This is a genomic window from Telmatocola sphagniphila, assembly GCF_018398935.1.
Taxonomy (GTDB): Bacteria; Planctomycetota; Planctomycetia; order Gemmatales; family Gemmataceae; genus Telmatocola; species Telmatocola sphagniphila.
The window spans coordinates 6125585-6146871 of the sequence record NZ_CP074694.1; the positions used below are offsets into that span (position 1 = coordinate 6125585).

The following is a 21287-nucleotide window of genomic DNA, read 5'->3' on the forward strand; positions in this document are numbered from 1 at the left end:
GGGCAGTCTCAGTTTGGTAGCGATTGAATTGAATATAGCGATTGAACGGTCTGAGATCCGTTGCAAAATTGATGAGAATCGCCTCATGAATTTTATCTAGACGCGACCGGGAATTTCCGGCTAACATATTACTTGTTAATCCAACCTCCCGCCTGAGATCAAATCATGTTGCGACACACCAGCTTGTTGGGTCTCAGCTTAGTACTTTCCGCTTGGTCGGTTCGCGCAGACGATCCTTATCCGCCCGCTTCGAACAAGCCAGCTAACGAAGCTGCAGCGTATCAGCCGCCTTATTATCCCTTCGCACCCGCCGCTGCGAGCATCCAGTTCGATAAACGAATGGTACTCACCGGATTATTGCCGGCTGTGTATGTGGAGAACCTTTGCAAGGTCAAATATCGCGTCACTACCAAATCCGCCGATTGCCAGAAATATATCGATCAAAGCCTGGGCTACCTTTATTCCTATGTCTGGATGGAAGCGGCTCGCTCGTTTGAAACCGCATTGAGTTACGATCCGGAGTGTGCCTTCGGCTATCTGGGACTGGCGCGGGCCTTCGATAAATGGGGCAAAAATTCCGAGGCGAATAAAGCTCTGGAGAAAGCCAAACAGTTATTGCCTAAGGCCGGGCATCGCGAGCAACTACTAATCACATCCAAGTTGCAAGAAAAAGGGATGTTGCCCGGCGTCGGCCCGGATGAACGAAAGAAAAAGGCCGCCGCCACCTTGGATGAACTGCTGACGCTTTACAGCGATGATGAGGAAGGCTGGTTTGCGCGGGCACAAATCAATGGTGGAACTGAGGGAGCGGTTTATTACAAGACTCTGCTTTTGCACAATCCCGTGCATCCCGGGGCCGCCCATGAACTGGTTCACTTTTTTGAAAATTTCAAGAGGCCCGCACTCGGCTGGCCATACGCCGTCGCCTATATGGAATCAACTCCGAAAATCGCCCACGCCTACCACATGCAAGCCCATCTGGCGATGCGGATTGGAAAGTGGGACCGGACCTGCGACTGGTCGGTTCGAGCTCTGGAACTCGAGCGAGAATATCATCGCATTCAGAATGTGAATCCTCGGGATGATTTCCAATTTTCGCATCATCTCGAAACCTGCATGACGAGCCTATTGCACGAGGGGCGGTACGCGGAAGCGCATAGCATCCGCACCGAGGCCGAGAAGTATGGTTGGTCCTATCTGCAGAATTTTCTGGCTCTGGCGATTGCCGAGCGAGATTGGGAGGAAGCGTTGAAATTGATTCAGAAGAACCGCAAGGGGGATAAATCGCAATTGGCTTACCAGATGGCCATGTTGTATTTGGAGCAGGGCCAGTTGGATAAAGCGAAAGCCGAACTGGAAGTGCTGCAGAATCTTCAGAAGCAACGGAAATCGGATAAGTCCGCCGAGGTGCGCTTCAACACGGCGGAAGGCTGGCTGCTCTGCCAGACTGGTTCGGGCGAGGCCGGATTGAAGCTGTTGCAGCGGGCCGTGGATAAGACCAAAGATGATTACAACCACCATGCCTGGGGCCGGGGCTCATCCCTGATGGAAATCTGGGGCGTCGCCGCTCTGCAGGCTGGGGACATCCCGGCGGCGGAAGAGGCCTTTCAGGAAGCGCTGGCTCACGATGCCGGCAGTGCCAGGGCGGCCTTGGGACTTTATGCGATGTGCAATCGACTCGACCGCAAGGAAGAGGCCGAGCGCTATTTGAAAGTCGCCCAACGCTGCTGGCAGCGGGCCGATTCGGTGGTCTTCGAAAAAACTAAAGACAGTATGCTGTCCCTGTCCGCCAAGTTGCCGAAACGATCGGTAACCGTATCGGCGGATACTTCGGTGAATCGATAACAATCTCTCGTGGATCGTTTCTCATGATGAAATATTGCTTCCTTCTGGCTCTGTTGCCGATGGCAATGGCGGCCGACTTAATCTCTGGACCGCAGTTGGGCCAGCGTCCCGGACCTTATAGTTTTTTGGTGGCGACCGGACCCAACGCCGGCCAACCCACCTGCTTTATTTGCGAGACCGATGCTAAACCGGCAGCGATTGTGTTCAGCCGGAAGCTCACACCGAATCTGGTGAAGTTATTAACTGAATTCGATAACTGGGTATCCGGGCAACCCAATGAAGAAGTTTATAGCTGGATGACCGTTCTGGGCGAGAAGACGATTTCTCAGGAGGCTCTTTCGAAATGGAGCAAGGAAGCGGGGTTACGCAAAGTGCCGGTGGGTGTTTTCGACGATCCCGATGGCCCTCCCGCATATAAGTTGAGCAAGGACGCGGAAGTTACTGTGCTGTTGTTCGTTAAGCGAAAAGTGGTTGCGAACTATGCGTTGAAGGCGGATGAACTGAACGAAAAAGTGATCGCCTCTATCAAACAGGATTTGTCGAAGCTGAAAAAATGATAGGCGGAAGTCCCTTTCCGCCTATCGTCCGACGCTCCGTTTATTTCTTGTCTTTCAATTCCGCGGGATTTAATTGTCCCGGTTCCTTCGCATCCGCGGGATTTAATCGGCCCGCTTCTTTCAATTCTTTTTCAACGTTCTGCTTGAGTTCCTTCTCCGTTGTGTTAGGCGGATTGAAGAACTTCTGAGGTTTTGCTTCTTCAAGCAGGGCTGCCATGATCTTCGGCACTTCCCTATCGATCTTTTTCTCCCGAAGCTCTTTTTCGATTCCGACCTTTTCTTTTTCGTAATTCCCTGGCGCACCCTCTTCGTAACCGGTGCAGCGCATCACTAAAATGCGACCTTTGGTTTTGACGATGGCGCTGGTCTCACCCGGCTTCAATTTAAAGGCCGCTTCTTCGAGTCGATCATCTCCTGTCGAACCCTTCGCGAAGGGCAGCACTTCGCCACCCTTGGAGGCGAGGGTGCCGTCGGCCTGGTTGCGCGCCACGCGATCGAACTCTTCCTCACTGCTGCGCAGTTTCTCGTAGGCCTTCATGGCCATGGTTTCTTCACTCTCCGGCCAGACGATCACTTTCACTTTCACGCGCTTACCGTGAATGATGTCGTACTTAGCCCGGATTTCGGAATCGGCAATCTGTATCGCATCGATCTTTTCTTTACCCATTTTGTAGAGCATGATGCGGGGCTTGATGACGTCTTCTTTCCATTCGAAGATGGAGACGCCGTAGTTTTTTGTGATCATCTTGAGGAATTCGCTGCGCTGGGCGATATTCGCACAATCCTGATCGATGATGGCTTCGATCTCAGCATTACTCACAGTAATGTTGCGCTTGGCGGCGGCGACTTCGATCACCTTCTTATTGACGTAAAGATCGAACTTCTCCGCCCCTTTGCGGGCCATGAGATATTCGCCAAAATCATCCCGGTACAGCGGTATGTTGCCGTAGATGTAGCCAACGACGCGACGTTCCGCATTCGGTACGACGCTCGGAGCGGCGGGAGTGGTGGCCGAGACTTGTTTGATGGACGGCGAGGCAGGCGTTTGAGGTGCCTGTGCGCTCGAGCGGTTCGTGGTCGAGAAATGGCCGATCAGCAAACCGGCCCCCAACAGGCTCAATGCCCGCAGTTGGTATTTGGTTTGAAAGTTCATCTATTTAGTTCCCCCAGAAAATTTTCTTTCAAGTGGGTACGGGAAATAGACGAACTCGGACATTAATGCAAGTGTATTTAATGTTTTTCTTCGGGTGAATTGGTTTTTGTACTATTCAGGCCCGGGATCCAACTGCTCACTTTGTGATAAATGGGCATCATGAAGGGGGGAAGGATCTTTGCCCAGTTTGCCCGACGATTCTCTCCTACGTAAATTTCGTCGTTGGGTCGAACCAAGATATTCGATTTGGTATCGTGGTCGATCAGGATCTTCTCCAGTTCGATATCGATGACCTCCTGTTTCCCGCCATTAATGACATTACTGCGGACCAGATAAATCTGCTGCAAGTCGGCATCGATGGTCAGACCGCCCGCCCGTTCCAACACTTCCAGAACCGTTTCCGGGCCACGATAATCGATATGCCGGGTGCCGCCCGCGACCGCCCCGTGTATCAGCAGAACTTTACTTTGATGAGCGGCCACGCGGACCTGGATCTTTTCCACTGGTACGTTGAAGAGCTGGCTCAGTTGCTTACGGACTTCGGCCAGGCTTTCATTCTCGACTGGAATCTGTTGGTCGCGGAGTTGCAGTTTGCCGTCCACGGCGATGAGGTGATTTCCATTCAGTTCCGGGCGCCCTTCCACCTCCAGATTCAAGCGATCGGGGAACGCCACCTGATATGCCAGAGCATCGAGTTGCGGAGAGTATTCCTTTTGGGGGATCGGCTGGGATATAATTTTGCGGACTTGGGCCTGCCGGGAGGCGCAACCGGGCATGCAGCAGCCGATCAGCAGGGCGCCTACGAGGAAATAGCACCGGATTTTCGAACTAAACCGCATAGATCGAATTAACGGTAGATAGAGGATAACCCATCATCTACATCGAACTCCCATGCGGTTCTAGTTGATCAAAAGAGGTGATTGTCCCCTGCTGGAGAAAACGTGTCTGACGATAATTTGAAGATGCATCCAACAATCCGTTCCCAGCCTGCCCGGATTACCAAGGCGTAGCGGTCACGACAATGATGACAGCTTGCGCAGTTTCCGCAGGCTGCGGAATGCATTTTTTACACAACGGTGCTTTGCACCCTTCAAGTTTATGAGACACAATCCTTTACAGTAAACGGGGACCTAATTAGGCGAGCTCATGAACTTTTCCGCTTTGGATGCTTCAGCCTGGAGAGAAGTGGGACAGGTCTATTCCCGCAAAGGGGAATTCGACCGAGCCATTGAAGCGTTCACGGCCGCTATCGAAGTCATTCCCGATGATCCCGAACTCTTTTTGCTCCGCGGGCAAGTCCTGCTGGAACGCAAAGAGTATCGCAGTGCCATCGATAACTTCGACAAAGCGATCTCTTTCGACGCGAATTGTACCGAGGCCTGGATAAAACGGGCCGAAGCCAGACTGGCCATTGAAGACTACGCGGGAGCCCTGCAGGATTTCAGCAAAGTCGTCGAATTAGATCCGCGTAAGGCAAACGGCTGGCACGGCCGGGGGGTGGTACTAGCGATGGCCGGGCACTATCCGCAGTCCCTGCGGGATCTCACCGAGGCGTTGCGGCGGGAACCGAGGTCGGTGGCTACCCTGTTGAACCGAGGCCGGGTCTACAAATCGCTAGGGCAATATTCCGAAGCCTCGGCCGATTTCTCCGGGGCGATCCGCTACGACTCCCGAAATCCCGAAGCCTACATTGCCCGCGCCGAAATGCTCGCCCAACTGGGCCGGATCGATGCAGCGCTCGCGGATCTGAATACGGTTCTTCGGCTCGATCCCCGCTCTGCCGAGGCTTTCTGGTTGAGAGCCCGGCTGCACCAGCAGAATCTGGAACTCGATCGGGCTGTGGATGATCTGACCTGGTTGTTGAAGCTTCATCCCGATCACGTCGATGCCTGGAATTTCCGGGGTTCCATCCGTTCCGAAGCGGGGGACATCGCCGGAGCGATTCTGGATCACGAACAGGCCCGCGCGATTGATCCGCGAAATCCCGCTACTTTGAATTATCTCGCCTGGCTGCGAGCGACGACCACCGATAGCCGACTGGCCGATGTGGAACAAGCGCTGGAAGATGCCCGGGCCGCCTGCGATTTAACGCATGGCGAGATGGCGGGATTTCTGGACACTCTGGCCGTGGCACAAGCGGCCAATGGTCTTTTCGATGAAGCGATTGAAACCCAGAACCGTGCACTGGATATCGCTTCCGAGGAACAGCTGCTCGAATTGCGGAGCCGACTTCAACTCTATCGGGAACATAAGCCCTATCGCGTTTAAGTCACTGCGATCGATAGAAAATTATTGATGGTGTGGAGAGTGATGGACGCCCAGAGCGATTTCGCGATGAGAAACAACGCCCCGAAAATCAGCCCGTAAAAGAAAATCTTCAACTGTGCCAGAAGCAAATCGATCCCGGTCATCTCATCGGTAAGCACCCAATAAGGCAGATGCGAAATCGCGAATAACATCGCGCTGATTAACAGCGCCTTTTTACGAGTTGTAATCTCAATCAATTGTTGGAGCACAAAACCACGAAACAGTATCTCCTCAGCCAGAGGGGCAGAGAGAATCGGGTTCAGCCAACTATTCCACTTCTCGGGAACTTGAAATTTAGCTTCCTCAAACAGCATTCGATATGCGGCGATCAATCCAGGATAGAGGACGGAGGCGATTAAGCCGTAGAGAAGCCCTTTTCGCACATTTTGAATTAAACCGAGATATTGAAAGGGCTCGCGATGAAGGACCAGTCGCACGTATAAGAACACTGGTAGCACCCATACCAGAAGTCGGACCAGGGCTTTTAGAATTCCCCAATCTAATTCGGCGGGATAATGAAACAGCAGATAGGCCCAACTCGTCCAGAGCAGGTAAAAGACTAGTAAAAAGCCGGAGAGATTTACGCCGAGCGAAGTTTTGGCACTCACCAGGGATACTCTCGGGCTCAAAGAATGAAGAAGATTCGTTTCTAATGTAATGAATCTTCCTGAACCAGCCAACCGGTTCTTTACAAATTATATTCGGCCTCTAACTTCCTAAATTTTCAGGGAGCGGAGAGGGAAGACGACTTTTCAACAATAAAGAAAAGCGGTCATCACTGCAGCTCCCTTTGTTCGGGTGCGCAATCTCTACTAATACCCCTTGTAAGGAACGGTCGAATTAAAAAGGAAGCCGAGGTTATTCACCTGAATCCCCTTTAAGAAATTCTGGGACCAGGAGGGATCGGGGCTGACCGTCACTGGAGAGAGCGTTTCCACATGCCCATCTAAAAATCCGACGCAAGCCAGGCGATCGTGCCGAAAATGCGTAAAGGATTGGTAGGTACCCCAGGACGATGCGGGGGAAAGCGGAATCGGAGGAACCAGAGCCGTCGATTCTTGAAGGCTCGCCGGAGTACCGTCGACTAACAAAGCCACTTCCGAAAAAGCGTAGGTCGCACTCGTCGACCAGTTCACAAATTTCGTCCCGCCCAGCGCTTTGTTGTACCCATAGCCGCCTGTCATCGGCTGGCCGGAAGGCCCGGGATATTGAACGTACCCTTTGAGATTCTGCCAATTGAGTGCGGGGCAAGTGACGGCCTTATAATTCTGCTCGTAATACGGGGACAGAATCCCTTTTGTGGGATCGACGATCAGATTCCAGTTCGAAGCGTAGCTGGTCTGGGCAAACCAATAGGAAGTCAGATAGGCGGGAGCCGGGCCGCCATTGGGGAAGGGGGTATACTCCTGCGGGAGTACCTGATTACTCGATTCGTAGTTGTGCAGGGCCAGAACGAGTTGTTTGGCCGAGTTGGCACATTGAATTCGAGCGGCGGCGGAGCGCACCTTCTGAACGGCGGGCAGCAAGAGCCCGATCAGGATCGCAATAATGGCGATCACTACCAGAAGCTCAATCAGGGTGAATGCGGAACGAGAAGAACTGCGACGATACATGGAGTTCCTTTCTGCCGGTCCGGGCAAGAAGTGGAGGCAACGGACCAATAGACAGCAATGTGCCTGCGAATATGCAGAACGAAACCCATGGCCGTCTCGGATTCTTGGTGCCGAAGCTCCGAACGTCGACTCGACTGGCAGGTCTTCTGGCTCTCGGCTTAACGCGACTTTCGATTCTCCTTCCCGCTTTCGCAGTGGTTATGAATCGAAAGTCTCGCCGATTACAGCGGCGGCCCCGCAACGGATTTTCACCGTTTTCCCTTTTCATCCTTCCGGCAAGCCGGAAAGAACCAATTGAGTTTTGCTGATTCTATGAATCACTGAGATGGTTGTTGGTTTTTTTTGCGGGCAAGTGATCTCGCCCGCGCGGAAAACCTAGAAAAACCGCGGCCAAATCCTCTTAGCCGAAAAAGAAAAAAATGGACGGTCGGACGCATTTCTCCACTGCAGAAATGAAAATCGCACCCGGCGAGAACGCTTAATATTATGGCCGGATGCGAGCGAAGAGAAATTAAAATCCCTCGGCAACTTTACTTGTCGTCCTCATCGTCGTCGTCATCGTCCTCTTTCTTGGTCGAGTAGAAGAAGGCAGCCCGCACCGGCGCGGGAATAGCACTTTGAGCCCCCTTCACCGATTTCCAAATGACTTCATTGAACTTCAGATCGTCGGCCTGATCTTCCTTCTCGAGATTGGCCAACTCGCTCCAGACAGCGCCAAAGGCCCCCGCCACATTTTTTGCCTTCAGATCGGTTTTCGGCTCCACCGATTTGTACGGTGTGAAATCCGGCTTGGCGGTAAAGCTGGCATAGAGTGGTCGTGCGGCGGCATCGAACTGGCTCATCGGTTTCAGTCCCAAAATCAATTCCATGGTGTGCAGCATACTGGTCGTCGAGTAGAGCGTGGAATCGACGTACTGACGTTTGGTGTAGGGCGAGATCACCAGCACGGGGCAGCGGTGGGCATCGACGTGATCCGGTCCGTTCTGGGTATCGTCTTCGAGTACGAAGATGGCCGTATCCTTCCAGAATATGCTGTTGGTCACGGCTTCGACCGCGCGGCCCAAAGCCAGGTCGTTATCGGCTACCATCGCGGTCGGCGTCGGTTTGCCGACGCGCGTGCCGGAGGTGTGATCGTTGGGCAGTTTCAAAATCGTCAGTCGGGGAGCTTCGCCTTTGGCTTCGAATTCCTTCCACTTGGCGATGAACCGTTCGGCCCGTTTGACGTCCGGATACTCGAGATCGTAGGCCCGGAACTGCGGATCGAAATGACCTTCGATCGCGGGTACGCTCGCCTTGCAGTCGGCGAAAGTTCCATCGGGCTTGACTATCCCCACGTTGTTCACCCATTCCCCGAAGGTGAAGTAACTTACGCCCGCTTCAGCGGCTTTGTCCCAGATGTATCCACCGCTGGGTCGGGACATGTAATCGATTGCTCCCTCGCTGGGATATCCGAAACGATTTTTCGGGCTGCCCCGATAACTCAGAGGCCAGGCCCGCTCCACGAAATCGGTGGCATAAGCGCCCATCGACCATTCGTGTCCATCGGCACTCACTTCCCCGTCGGCATAAAAGTTATCCAGCAAGACGAACTCTTTCGCCAGTTTGTGATGATTGGCCGTGATGGCTTCGGGGAACAGACAGAGTTCCGGTTCGCCATTGCCCTGCGGCAAGTCCCCGAAAACTTGATCGTAAGTGCGGTTTTCCTTGATGATGTAGATGACGTGCTTAATCGGAGAAGCACCGCCGAGCTTGACCGGAATGGGATTTCCCGGTTCCACATTATCCGCATTAACCGCGCTGTCTTTTTGCAGGGGACTGCACAGATAAGCCGTCTTGGTGTAGTTGGCCAGCTCACGCGGATTCGGCATTTCCAGGAAGCCAATGGTACCGTTGAGCAACTCACCGATGTATTCTTTCAGACTGCCGCGAGAGTAAGGCCCGGGTCCACCGCGATTGGCCTTCGAAGAAAGTCCTTTGCCGTTGGCGATGGCCAGCTGTTTGGTCACCGGGTTAAACCGCACGCTGGTCGGGTACCAACCGGTGGGAATGAAGCCGAGTGGTTTGGCCAGTTGCGGATCGCTGACATTGAAAACCGCCAGATTATTCGCATCGGAATTGGCTACGAATAGCATCTCGCCATCCGGTGTCAGGCAGAGGCTGCAGGGGGTGTTGCCATTAGGCGCGTTGGGATGGATGGCCGCGTTGATCACCTGCAACGGCTTGCCGTTGGTGGTGTCGAAGACGTGAACCTGAGTGGAGTTGGCACAAGCGACATAAAGCGTCGTGCTGTCGGGGCTCAGGATCAACTCTGTTGGATGACTCGCAGTTGGAAGGTGACCCGTCACCTCGTTGGTTTCCAGATCGATCACAGCGACGCAGGAGGCCATCCAGAGGCTGACGTAGAGTTTCTTGTTGTCCTTATCCGCAACGGCCAGATACGGATGGCAGGGGTTTGCCAGAGACTTGGGTGGGGATTCTTTCTTGGTCTCCGTAGTCGGATCTTTGCGATTGTCGCTGGGGCTGGGGAGTTCCCCGAGCGGCTTAATATCTTTCTTGGGTTCGGGCTTAGTCTTGGGTCCGGCCATGGCAATCACTGTGCGATTAGCCGGATTATCGACGGGAATACGGATGACATTATCCCCCCAGGTCTGGCAACAGAAAAGTTCACGGCCATTGGCATCCATCGAAAGTCCGCCCACGACCGATTTGGGGGCGATCCCGGCGAGATTGATGCTCTGAGCGTTGGAGAGGAGTCCCCGCGTGAAGTCGTACTCGTGAATGACCTCCATTTCGCCGCCGGAAACATAGAGTTTTTTGCCGTCTTTCGAGAAGCAGAGCCCGGTGAAAGTTTGATCGACCACGACCTGCGACAGGACTTTCTGTTTGGATTTCGCCGCATCGAGAATGATGATTTCGTGGGCTTTGTAGCCGCCGGTTATGGCCGCGATGTACTGGCCGGAAGGATGCACGGCGATATTGGTCGGCAGATCGCCGACTTCCACCTGCCGACCCGTGGGACGCAATTTCCATTGATTGGGAAGCTGTACGAATCCCGTTTTCAACAAACCGGGAAGGACGCGCGGCTCTCTGACTTCGGCTTTCGTCTGGGGCTTTCCTTCGGCGGGAGCCTGTCCTCTCGAGCGGGGATCGAGCCCGGCAAATAAGGCCAGACAGCAGAGGCCCAGCGCGCTCAATGCAATCAGAGATTTGGTCGGCATGATGATTCTCGTCGGTGTAATACAACGAAGATCAGCATATCTAGCGAGGCGAAAAAAGGGGAATAGATTTTTGATGAAGATTGCAGCGGTGAGGGTTAGTCCTCACCGCTGACACGATTTACTTGGCGAGTTCTTCCATCAGGATTTTGCGCACCAACTCGTTGGGGGCCCCTTTGTTGGCTCGCATCACCGCGCCCAGAATGGCATTGGCGGCTGTGGCTTTGCCCTTTTTGAAATCCTCGACCGATTTGGTGTTGCCCGCAATCGCTTCCAGGACCGACTTGCGGAGGCTGGCCTCGTCGAAGGAACTGGCGTCCTTGATACCCAGGGCATCCATCGCCTCTTTGATGCCCGAGTTGTGTTCGAGCATGTATTCGAAGGTTTTGCGGCGCGGATCCTGACCGGCCGTGGCGGTCTGCTTCAGGAAATCGGCAAAGGTATCCGCGGAAATCGGGAATTGTTCGATTTCCTCGTTCCGGGAGGTCAAGGCCGGGAAGATCAGATCGCTGATACGATTGCAGACCGCTTTACCATCGCCGATTTTCGCAGCCACGGTTTCGTAATACTTCACGAGTTTCCGGCCTTTGGCGGTCAGTACCTTGGAATCGTAGGAGTTGAGACCGTATTGAGTCTGTAGGCGCTGCCGCTGCTCGCTGGGGAGTTCGCCCATTTCCGCGCGGGCCTGTTTCAGCTGATTTTCGTTCACAACCACGGGAACGAGATCGGGCTCCGGGAAGTAGCGGTAATCGGCACTCTCTTCTTTGCTTCGTAAGACCACGGTTTTTTCGCTGGCTTCGATCCAGCGGGCCGTCGTCTTATTACCTGGTTTCAAGCGTTCGCCGTCTTTTTTAAACTGTTCGTACTGCCGGACGGCCTCATGTCGAATAGCCCGTTCCACGGAACTGATGCTGTTCAGGTTCTTCACTTCAACGATTGGGGTCGGGATTTTGCTGCCGTCGGGTTGCAGGATGCGGATGTTGACGTTCGCATCGCAACGGAGTGAACCTTCTTGCATTTCGCAATCGGAAACGCCTATTTCGCGAAGCATCAGCCGCAACTCTTCCAGGTAGGCCCTGGCTTCCTCGGGACTCGAAATATCGGGTTTGGAGACGATTTCCAACAGCGGGGTGCCGGTACGGTTCAGATCGACCTTGGTGTCGCCGCCCCGTCCCGATTCGTCGTGCATCGACTTCCCGGCATCTTCCTCAAGGTGAGCCCGGAAGATGCCGATTTTCCTGGGGCCTTTGCCCGCGTCGATCTCCAGATATCCTTCGCTGCTGAAGGGCAGGTCGAACTGGCTGATCTGGAAGTTTTTGGGCAGGTCGGGGTAGTAGTAGTTTTTGCGATCCCACTTGGTGAACGGGGCGATCTGGAGGTTCAGCGCCAGGGCCGCTTTCAAGGAGAGGTCGAACGCTTTGCGATTCATCACGGGCAGCGATCCGGGCATACCCAGACAGACCGGACAGACCTGGGAATTCGGCGGAGCACCGAATCGGGTTGTACAACCGCAGAACAGCTTGGTATTGGTCAGTAGTTGAACGTGTGTTTCCAGTCCAACGACAATTTCATATTCGGCTTCGGCCATCCCAAACTCCATTGCCCGGCGGTTCAAATTTCACTTCTGAATTACAAGACAGGGGTTCCAGTCAAAAGGTTATGCTATCAACAATTTGCATCGACGTCGGGCCTCGACATCGCATTCGAAGAATTTCATAGGGCTAGCACCTGAAAACGAAAAAGGGTGTTCAGCAACCTGAACACCCTGGTGTGCGATTGAGTTAATTGCGATTACTGGTCGATAGTCTTCAGAATATCCTTGGCATCCTTAGCCGCCTCGGTATCCGGATAGTCTTTCAACAGTTTGTTGATTCGATCCCGAGCCTTATCTTTCTGACCAACAGCCAGCATGGATTTGATGAAACCCAGTTGCTGTTTAGCGGCCTTTTCATCTTTCTCCGAAGCTGGGTTCTTCTTCGGAGGATCTTTCTTCTCGGTTTCCTGAGGAGTAGCGGGCTTTTCTTCCGTAGGTTTAGGTTCTTCTTTTAAAGGTTTCAGAAGTGATTCATTCTTAGCTAAATCTTTCTTATCTGAATCGTTCTTCGGTGTTAGTTTGATTTTGTGTTCTTTCAAGAGATCCTTGATTTCGGCCAGATCCACGAAATGGCTCATCGCTCTGCCCGAGGAGAAGCTTTCCGTGACCCCAATCTGCTGACCTTTGTCGTTAAACAAGGGGCCACCGGAATCTCCCTGATTCACCTGGGAATCGGTTTCGATCATTCGGCAATTTACTTCAAAATTATCGCTCGGATCAGCGCCGCTACCCACCAGAGAACGGACGTTGTAGACCTGTCGGCAATTACCCGGGGTGTAGACGAATAAGCTCTTGCTGGCACCCGGACTTCCGATGGAGTGGACGCGCTCTCCGGGGTTGGGGCTTTTGTCCGCGAGTTCGACGGCTTCTGTACCCGCGGGTAACTTGGCGTTGGGACTGAGTTGGATTAGAGCCAGATCGCGTTTCTTCTCCGCAAAGAGCACTTTGCCCACATAGCCATAGTTCTGTCGCAGTTTCTCGAAATAATCTTCGCGCAACTTCAACATTTCCTTGGTGGCCGGGTCGTAAATGGGGAACATCACGCTCACTGTGGCCGCGTCCGTAACCACGTGATAATTGGTCAGAACCAAGCGCTGTTTGTAGTCGATCAGCGAGCCGGATCCCATCGTGCCTTTTTTCGACACTACAATCCAGACCGTCGACTTGATGCCTTTTTCGTAGATTTTATCGCCTTGAGCCTGGGCTTTACCCGTCGAAAAACTCAAGGTAATGAGAGCAGCGAGAACCAACAGACTAAAACGGAATTTCATGAAATTTTTCCTCTCGGAAGACTGAGCAGATCAAGAGAGATTTATCGAGTGTTTTTATATGTTAACCGGGTCATTACGCCGGTCAAGCGCAAAAACCGTAACAAGCTTACTACTCTCAACGAAACGGCAGGGCTTTTCGTTTGGATTATTTTAATCGACTTTGAGTTCCCGAAATTAAGAGGTATTTCGAAAGCAAATTATCCGCTCTTTGATGGACACGAGCTGCATTTTTATCTTCAAGCCCCCGATTGCTCCTCGAATTTCCCCAACCTCCAGGCTCGGCGTTCACTCCAGCGGAAAACGAATTGCGAGAGGATCAGGAGTCCCAGCGTTGTCCCGGCCAGGGCGGCCGCCAGGGCCGGATGTCCCCAGTGACTCAGCGGAGAATCCAAAAACTTCTCGGCAGGAACCCCGAGGATCGCCCGCCGCATCCCTTCCAGCCAGTAAGTCGGGGGTAGGATGACACTCACCCAGCTCAGCCAGTGCGGGAGAATCGAAATCGGAAAAACCACGCCGCAAACCAGGTAAAGAATTCCGGAGATGCCTTCCGAAAGGAACATCCCCTGCCGGTTCATATTTAACACGATGGCTGTGAGAATCAGTCCCAAAGCGGTGAGCAGCATGGTACCCAGCACCAGATAAACCGCCAGCCATCCCCATTCGGTGGGCTGGCGAGTTAACGCATGCCGAACTTCGGGGAAGGTGAGAGCGCCAATCGTGATGTTGATCAATCCTCCCAGCACCGCCTGAAATGCTCCGCTGATGGCGCGGCCCACGAAGTACGTCTGCAAGTGCCCGGGAGCGATATAGATGTACTTGAGCATCCGGTAATGTTCCCGATCGGTCAACACGGCCTGACTCATGCCGAACATCACCGAGCCGATGAGCATGAAGCAGGCATTGCCGATGTACATGTAAGGCAGAAAATCGACCGGCACCCAGGGGGTGACCTGCCGGGCCGCAAAGTACATGCAGACCAGAAGCAGCGAACTGGTCAGCGGTTTCACCAGTACGTAAATGGCAAACAGCCAGGGCTCGGTCCAGTTGCTGTCGAGTTGCCAGCCCAGCCAGAGTGCCCAGCGAAACGTTTTCTTTTTCACTTCGAGTGATGTCATTGCCATTTCACCGTGATCTTGCCCTCTTCCTTGGCTTTACGTTCCAGAAACTTCAGCATGCGCCAGGCCAGGAACAGATAGAAAATCGACAAACCGGACAGTGTGAGGATATTTAGCCAGAGCGGGAAGAATCCCGCGTCCGCAAAAAGGATCTGCCGCATGGCATCCATCCCGGTTGTCAAGGGAATCACTGCGGCACAACTGGCCAGTAACGTTGGGAAGATACGAAGCGGGTAATTCATGCCCGTGAGCAGATAGACCGGCTCCTGAAGCAGGTTGACCCAGTGCCAGGCTTCCCGTCCGAAAAGCAAAAACACGGAGGCGAACATCATTCCTAAGCCATACAGGGCTAACAGTGTCAGAAGGAAAACGCCGATCAACAGCGGCCAACTACTCGCGTGAAAGGGAATTTGAAACAGCAGGATGCCCGTCAGCAGAATCACACTGGCCCGGACCATGGTCAGGAGCATTCCTCCCAGTGCCATCCCGGCCAGCACCGCCATCATGGAACTCGGGGACATGATGTAGAGTTCGAGGTTTCCCGAACTCCGCTCCCAATACAGCTGCGCGCCCATGGACCAGAGGACATTCAACCAGAAAGCGGTCATCGCGCCGCCAAGCAACACGAATCCGATATAGGATTCCGGAGCTTTCATCGCCCGATAGATGTATGCGTAGGCCGCGACGGATAAGAGCGGCAGAATGGCCTCATGAATTACCCAGGAGGGCTGCCGTCGCACCCCGATAATTCGAGGGTAGGCCCTAGCGATGATCGTACGAAAAAATAACCCGAAGGAGGAACTCACAGGGAGGCCTCCTTGTCGTCCAACCCGTGGCCGACCAGCTCAATGAAGGCATCTTCCAGCGTCGGTTCATCTTTCTTCAGCGAAACAATCTTGCCGCCGGTTTCCACCAGATACTTCACGACATTTCCGATGGCCGATTCATCGAGCAAGGAAACTTTGATCTCCGTTAGTTCTTCTTTTGAGATCGTGGTGGCCTTGTGTACGCCGGGCACTTTCGAAAGATCCACTGCGGAGGAGACGGTTAAGGAGAACTGGGTATATTCCTGAACCTTTTTCTTCAGCGCCGCGGGAGTATCGCAAGCGAGAACCTGCCCCCGTTCGATGATCGCCAGCCGATCGCAGAGTTCATCGGCTTCGCTCATGTAGTGAGTGGTCAGCAGCATCGTGCGATCCGGTTTCTCGCGCAGCCACTCTTTCACGAAGGATCGAATGGAACGGGCCGCATTGACGTCCAGGCCCAGAGTCGGTTCATCGAGAAAGAGAATCTTGGGATCGGTGATGAACCCCCGGCAGAAATTCATTTTCTGTCGCTGTCCGGTGGAAAGATGGCTGATGCGGGTGCTGGCTTTATCCGCCAGACCAACCACTTCGAGAATGCGATCGATCCGCTCCTTGGCGTCGGAATTACTCACGCCGTAAATCTGCGAGAAGAGCCAGAGGTTTTCGCGGACGTTCAGCACACCGTAGCCGCACGATTCGCCACCGGATACCAGGTTGATCTTGGGCCGGATGGCCTGCGGTTCGGTCACCACGTCGTGACCATCGATCCAGGCCCGGCCCGAGGTCGGTGCCAGCAGGGTGGTGAGGATCTTGATCAGAGTTGTCTTGCCGGCCCCATTAGGACCGAGCAGGCCGAACAGTTCCCCTTCGCGGATGGACAGCGAAACGTTGTTGACGGCGATGAAGTCCTTACCGCCCTCGGGATTTTTTTTGGTCTTTTTCTTGCCGCGGAATGTACGGGTCAGGTTTTCAGTTCGAATGGAATCTTGCATTACCTTAATCTTAGCAACTCGGCCAAGGGGGTGTCTAAGTCGGGCGTGCGTCAAAAAGGGATTAAGTCCGAGGATCCGAAAAAGATTTTTCGGATCCTCCTTCGGCTGAGTTAATTCGAACCGCCGCTCAGGATGGCCGAGAGGTCGGCCCCCGGCATGATCATCCAGCCGCGAGGAACGAACAGGTTGGCCAGTTGAGCCGGGTTCAAGCTCGGCTGCTTCACTTTCAGGCCGAGGTATTGTTCCCAGATCGGCAGATGCTTCTGGTAGACGATCACTTTGTAGTTGGAGATATTGGCGAGCGTGGCCGCCTTCTCGATGGCCTGATCCAGCGTACCTATTTCATCGATCAGGCCATATTCTAGCGCTTGCTTGGCCGTATAAGTGCCTCCATCGGCCAACTTGCGCTGCACGCGCACAAACTGCGGCTTACCCTGGGCATCCTTGATGGCCTCTCCCTTATCGTTGCGTTCGGGCACTTCTTTCTGGAACAGGACATCGGTCAGCTTGGCCTTGGTGAGTTTCGGTCGGCCGTTTTGAACGACTTCGAGGAATTGATCGTAAGCGTTATCGACCATTTCCTGCCAAGGGGCTCGTTCCGAAGGGGTCATCTCATGGAATGGGGAGCCGCTCGCTTTGATATCCCCGGCTTTGATCAATTCCATTTTCAGCCCATACTTTTTGCCGAACTCCGCGATGTTCGGCAGCGAGGCATAGACCCCAATCGAACCGGTTAGGCAGTAGTTCTCGGCGAAAATATACTCTCCCGGCATGGCGACGTAGTAGCCGCCCGACGCCGCCAGTGCCCCCATGGAGATCACCAGCGGACGAGGATCTTTCACGCTGAAGCGGTGCGTACCCTTGGCCATCGCGGTGATCTCGCGATGCAGAACTTCGCTGGCGCTGATCGTCCCGCCCGGGCTGTTGATTCTCAGGACGACCGCTTTAACATGCGGATCGGAACAGACCTGTTCAATCTGCTCGTGGGCAAAATCGAGAAAACCTTCCATCAGAAGCCCATCGATTTTCACTATGGCGATTTTGGTTTTTTCGTTCTGGCCCTTATAGGGATACTCGACCAGAAGCTCATCCTTGGGTACCAGCAGGTTCAAGGCCACACAGAGCACCAGGTTGGCGGCGAAGGAGCCCATAACGAGGATGAACAACAGTATCCGTATCCATTGCAGCGGTCTTTGATTTTTTTCAGCCACGGTCACTCCTTGCGTGTCACGGTTGCTGGACGGTCTTTTCAATAATTCCCCGCAATTCGCCTGCCAAAAAAACCGAACCAGTCACGACGATAGTAGTTTCTGTGTCGGCTCGCTCCCAGGCGGCGGCCCAGGCTTCAGAGGCCTGGGAAAACAAACAGATATCCGCTTCGGGCTTGGCTTTTTTTACCATCCGGGCCAACTCTTCCGGCGGCGTGCTGCGGGGATTGTTCAAATATTTGGTCAAATAAAAGATATCGAAATACTCGGCTAATACTGTCAGGGTTTCCGCCACTTGTTTGTCGCTCGATATGGCGGCGATTAATATCTTCGGGCCCGGATTTTTTACTTCCTGTCGCAGCGTTTGAACCAGAGCCTGTACTGAAGCGACATTGTGGGCACAGTCCAGAATCACTCGCGGTTGTTGATGCACGATCTGAATGCGGGCAGGCCAACTCGTATTCGCCAGCCCGTAGCGTACGGCCGAGTCCGGAATTGTCAGCCCCTGCCGCCGCAACTGCTGCACGGCGGCCACGGCCCCAGCCGCGTTCACTTCCTGATGTGCCCCGGGCAAAGAGACGGGAAAATCCACGGTCGTTGGGAAGTCGACCCCAGCAAGAAGCAAGGGCGATTTCCGGCATTGGGCCAGCTGGCGGAAAACCGCTACGGCTTCGGGAGCCTGGGCCGTTACGACCACGGGCACCCCCGATTTGATGATGCCGCCCTTTTCGTAAGCGATTTGCGTCAGTGTGTTGCCGAGGATGTTCATGTGATCGTAACTGATGTTAGTAATCACACAAAGTTTAGGTTTTACCACGTTGGTCGAATCGAAGCGCCCGCCCAAGCCGACTTCGATCAAGGCAACATCCACCCGTCGGCAATCGAAGTGCGCGAAGCCCAGCGCGGTACCGATCTCAAAGAAGGTGGCTTTCTGCCCAGTGGGAGCGGAGATTTTCTTTTCGCATTTTTCGATTTCGCGCAGCCGGGCCAGCATCTCTTCCCGACTGATGGGAACTCCGTTGACCTGAATCCGCTCGGAGACATCTTCCAGATGCGGCGAAGTGAATAGGCCCACGCGATAGCCCGCCGCCTGCAGGATGCTGGCGAGCATGGCGCAGGTGCTGCCTTTTCCTTTGGTTCCCGCGACGTGAACGATCCGCAAGTGACGATCGGGATCGCCGAGGTGTCGCAGAAGTTGTCGCATGCGATCGAGCTTGAGTTCGCCGGGCTGCGCCGCACGCTTCTCGAAATCGATTCGACCGTACCAGTAATTCAGTGCATCTTCAGGAGTGAGCATTTCAAGGAATATCGTAGGAGCGAGAGGAGAAAACGTAATAGCGAATTGAGTGCGTGAGCCAAGATCGGATTCGAGGGATGGATCGCAATCGGTCGTTTGACTCAAGTGCCCTTCTACTCTTAATATTCCCAGTGCAGTCGAATCTGAAAGACATTGACGGGTCCGCGATCCCGATTGAACGCCGGGTCCATAAAGAACTGGTAGTCGAAGGCCAGGTGCAGATTCTTTTCAATGGCGATGTCGTAATAGGTTTCCAGGGATTTCTCCGGGGAGTAGCTCAAAAAGCCGTCGCCGTTCAGAATACCGGTTCCGCCCGCTCTCAAAAATGCCTGTTGGGCGGAAGAGGCCCCAGCCAAGTTACCCACAAAACCGAAGGTGTCCCCCGGACGGCACCAGGCGGCTCCCTTGAGGCTGATACCGAGTTGGGCGTTCCAATTCGTATCGTTATAGGCGGCGGCGGCCGTCTGGCCGTCCTGCCAGCCGAGTCGCCCGAAGATACCGACGTTCTTGGCGACTTCCTGCTCCCAGTTGATTCCAAAACCGTATTTGAAATGATACCCGAAGGCCGACTGAGGAACGGTTGCTTCCGCACCTTGAGGAGTATCCAAAGACGGCGGTGAGGCCAGGAGCAGGGCGGTAGCCGTCTTGAAGCTGGCGAATCTTCCCTGGTCGAGCCAGGCCTGATAGCGGATGGCTCCCGGATGATCGTCGATCTTCCAACGTTGTTCGAATTCCGTGATCATCCCCCATTGTTTCCAGAACTCCCCATCGGAGGTTTTTTCACCACTCGAAACTGGATAAGCGAAAATTCGGTCGTCGGAAGTGAATCCATTGGGATTGCCCGGCAACTGGAACCAACCATACCTTAATGCCCAATCGGGCTGATTCAGCTCCAGGGCAATCCCGGTGGTGTAGCCAATGGTATCCGCCGGAAAATCCCAGCTCAGCATGGTGCTGGACCAACTCATAAATTGCGAGTGCGGATCGTGATTATAAGTGTTGTAGTCGAAGAGTTCGGAAACGCTCAGCCGACCGGCGGTGACTGTAAAGCGGGAGATATCTCGTTTGCCCGGTAAGGTCAAAGGGCCATCGGGTACATCTTCCTGTTCTCCCCCCAAGCCGAAGTCTTGCCGCAGGAAAAAGTGGGAAAACATAAATCGGGGGTCGGAGGTACCGGCTTTATAAGCATCCGCATTGGGAAAGGCTTCGAGGCCATAGCTGTTACTTAGACCGAAGCCCTGCCACATCAGTAGATCCGTGTGGAAGGAGGCCCCCTCCCATAAAGGGATTCCCAGAAAGATATCCGAGGTGACGGTACCCTGGCGTTGGGCATTCGGGCTGAGGCTGTTGGGACCGGAATATCGGGCAGGAAATCCGGCATCAAAACTCGGAATAATGGTCGTCTGTGCGTGGAAGTTCCAGCCCTCCGGCAGGAGCTTGAGCTTCTTCTCCTTCTCTTTTTTATCCGAATCGTCGTCCTTCTTATCCTTCTCGTCCTTCTTATCTTTATCCTTTTCGTCCTTGTCTTTATCTTCCTTATCCTTCTTAGCTTCCGCGGAGCTGGATTTGGCTTTCGGATCGTCCTTCGAGTTATCTTTCCCATCTTGACTGGGAGGGTCGGTAGCCAGCGCGAAGCTCGAAAAGCCCAGGGACAGGCTCAATAGGACGATAAGTACGAACTTCGGAAGCAAGCGACTCATTCAGGTCCTGCTGCGTTGTAGATAGACAACTCCTTGTTTCAATCGGCCAGTTTATGCTCAGAAATGTAGATACAATCCGCACAAACGGAAAAGTTTAACGCATTTCAACCGATCATCGGAAGAGAATTAGAGGATTGAAACGAGATTGTGAACTTGCAGGACAGATTTTGCTAGCCTCGATTCTTGATGATCATAACTTCAGCGACGTTCATGGCGGTGTCCTGATCGATCTGCAGATGTTCGCAGAGTAGCTCGAGGTATTTTCGTTCCACATCCTCAACGATGCCGTCGGCGAGAATCAGGTCGCAGGCGTTGGCAAAAGCCGTGACCCGAAGTTCGTCGGGAAGTAAGGGTGTGGCCATCTTCAGTAGCCCCTCTACCCCTTTATGTTTGAGGATCTTCTCGCACTCGTCCTGGACGGCTTGGATCTTGTGGGCAGGCCAATCTCGAAAGAGTTTCATTCGTAGAAGTCCGGAGGCCAAACTGCGAGATTCGCTCTCGGCGACGATCCCATCGCAGGCCGCCGCGCATTGCAAAACGGCCACGTAGGCTTCCCCCGTACCGAAATTGGCAAAAGGTTGTTCGTCGGAGAAAAGATTGTCGAATAGACCCAT

General features: G+C 53.8%; 17 protein-coding genes and 1 riboswitch. Of the genes, 3 read left to right on the top strand and 14 right to left on the bottom strand.

From position 1 onward, the window contains the following. Positions 1–165: 165 nt before the first annotated feature. Positions 166–1845: a tetratricopeptide repeat protein gene (locus KIH39_RS24465; protein WP_213496452.1), complete on the top strand. Its 1680-nt coding sequence runs from the start codon at positions 166–168 to the stop codon at positions 1843–1845. Positions 1846–1868: 23 nt separating this feature from the next. Continuing rightward, a complete protein-coding gene (locus KIH39_RS24470; RefSeq protein WP_213496454.1) occupies positions 1869–2402 on the top strand; it encodes a hypothetical protein in 534 nt (177 codons plus the stop codon). Positions 2403–2442: 40 nt separating this feature from the next. On the opposite strand, the gene KIH39_RS24475 is transcribed toward KIH39_RS24470, so the two are convergent. Both KIH39_RS24475 and KIH39_RS24480 read right to left on the bottom strand, forming a co-directional pair. Next, a complete protein-coding gene (locus KIH39_RS24475; RefSeq protein WP_213496456.1) occupies positions 2443–3555 on the bottom strand; it encodes a peptidylprolyl isomerase in 1113 nt (370 codons plus the stop codon). 77 nt (positions 3556–3632) lie between these two features. Beyond that, positions 3633–4394 carry a polysaccharide biosynthesis/export family protein gene (locus KIH39_RS24480; RefSeq protein WP_213496458.1) on the bottom strand — a complete coding sequence of 254 codons (762 nt, stop codon included), beginning with the start codon at positions 4392–4394 and terminating at the stop codon, positions 3633–3635. A gap of 307 nt (positions 4395–4701) precedes the next feature. Here KIH39_RS24480 and KIH39_RS24485 point away from each other — a divergent pair, with 307 nt between their 5' ends. Beyond that, positions 4702–5823 carry a tetratricopeptide repeat protein gene (locus KIH39_RS24485; RefSeq protein WP_213496460.1) on the top strand — a complete coding sequence of 374 codons (1122 nt, stop codon included), beginning with the start codon at positions 4702–4704 and terminating at the stop codon, positions 5821–5823. Here the strand turns inward: KIH39_RS24485 and KIH39_RS24490 are convergent. From KIH39_RS24490 to KIH39_RS24545, 12 genes are all read right to left on the bottom strand, one after another. After that, the gene (locus KIH39_RS24490) at positions 5820–6470 is read right to left on the bottom strand and encodes a CPBP family intramembrane glutamic endopeptidase (RefSeq protein WP_213496461.1); all 651 of its coding nucleotides are present in this window, start codon (positions 6468–6470) and stop codon (positions 5820–5822) included. The genes KIH39_RS24485 and KIH39_RS24490 overlap by 4 nt on opposite strands. Positions 6471–6674: 204 nt before the next feature. Beyond that, the gene (locus KIH39_RS26750; RefSeq protein ID WP_246539421.1) at positions 6675–7475 is read right to left on the bottom strand and encodes a DUF1559 family PulG-like putative transporter; all 801 of its coding nucleotides are present in this window, start codon (positions 7473–7475) and stop codon (positions 6675–6677) included. A 119-nt stretch (positions 7476–7594) separates the two neighbouring features. Next, positions 7595–7785, bottom strand: a riboswitch (cobalamin riboswitch). A 220-nt stretch (positions 7786–8005) separates the two neighbouring features. After that, the gene (locus KIH39_RS24500) at positions 8006–10693 is read right to left on the bottom strand and encodes an alkaline phosphatase family protein (RefSeq protein WP_213496463.1); all 2688 of its coding nucleotides are present in this window, start codon (positions 10691–10693) and stop codon (positions 8006–8008) included. Positions 10694–10811: 118 nt separating this feature from the next. Further along, positions 10812–12278: an Asp-tRNA(Asn)/Glu-tRNA(Gln) amidotransferase subunit GatB gene (gene gatB, locus KIH39_RS24505; protein ID WP_213496465.1), complete on the bottom strand. Its 1467-nt coding sequence runs from the start codon at positions 12276–12278 to the stop codon at positions 10812–10814. Between the two features lie 203 nt (positions 12279–12481). Next, on the bottom strand, positions 12482–13555 hold the full coding sequence (locus KIH39_RS24510; RefSeq protein WP_213496468.1) for a S1 family peptidase: 1074 nt from the start codon (positions 13553–13555) through the stop codon (positions 12482–12484). A gap of 236 nt (positions 13556–13791) precedes the next feature. After that, positions 13792–14676, bottom strand: coding sequence for an ABC transporter permease (locus KIH39_RS24515; protein WP_246539422.1), 885 nt, complete (start codon positions 14674–14676; stop codon positions 13792–13794). Further along, complete coding sequence (locus tag KIH39_RS24520) at positions 14667–15476, bottom strand: ABC transporter permease (protein WP_213496470.1); 810 nt, start codon at positions 15474–15476, stop codon at positions 14667–14669. The genes KIH39_RS24515 and KIH39_RS24520 overlap by 10 nt, the downstream gene beginning before the upstream one ends. Next, positions 15473–16468 carry an ABC transporter ATP-binding protein gene (locus KIH39_RS24525; RefSeq protein WP_213496472.1) on the bottom strand — a complete coding sequence of 332 codons (996 nt, stop codon included), beginning with the start codon at positions 16466–16468 and terminating at the stop codon, positions 15473–15475. The genes KIH39_RS24520 and KIH39_RS24525 overlap by 4 nt, the downstream gene beginning before the upstream one ends. A gap of 110 nt (positions 16469–16578) precedes the next feature. Continuing rightward, the gene (locus KIH39_RS24530) at positions 16579–17679 is read right to left on the bottom strand and encodes a S49 family peptidase (RefSeq protein WP_213496474.1); all 1101 of its coding nucleotides are present in this window, start codon (positions 17677–17679) and stop codon (positions 16579–16581) included. A 16-nt stretch (positions 17680–17695) separates the two neighbouring features. Next, complete coding sequence (locus KIH39_RS24535) at positions 17696–18973, bottom strand: bifunctional folylpolyglutamate synthase/dihydrofolate synthase (RefSeq protein ID WP_213496476.1); 1278 nt, start codon at positions 18971–18973, stop codon at positions 17696–17698. A gap of 119 nt (positions 18974–19092) precedes the next feature. Beyond that, positions 19093–20673: a carbohydrate porin gene (locus tag KIH39_RS24540; protein ID WP_213496478.1), complete on the bottom strand. Its 1581-nt coding sequence runs from the start codon at positions 20671–20673 to the stop codon at positions 19093–19095. Positions 20674–20843: 170 nt separating this feature from the next. Beyond that, on the bottom strand, positions 20844–21287 hold the full coding sequence (locus KIH39_RS24545; protein WP_213496480.1) for a tellurite resistance TerB family protein: 444 nt from the start codon (positions 21285–21287) through the stop codon (positions 20844–20846).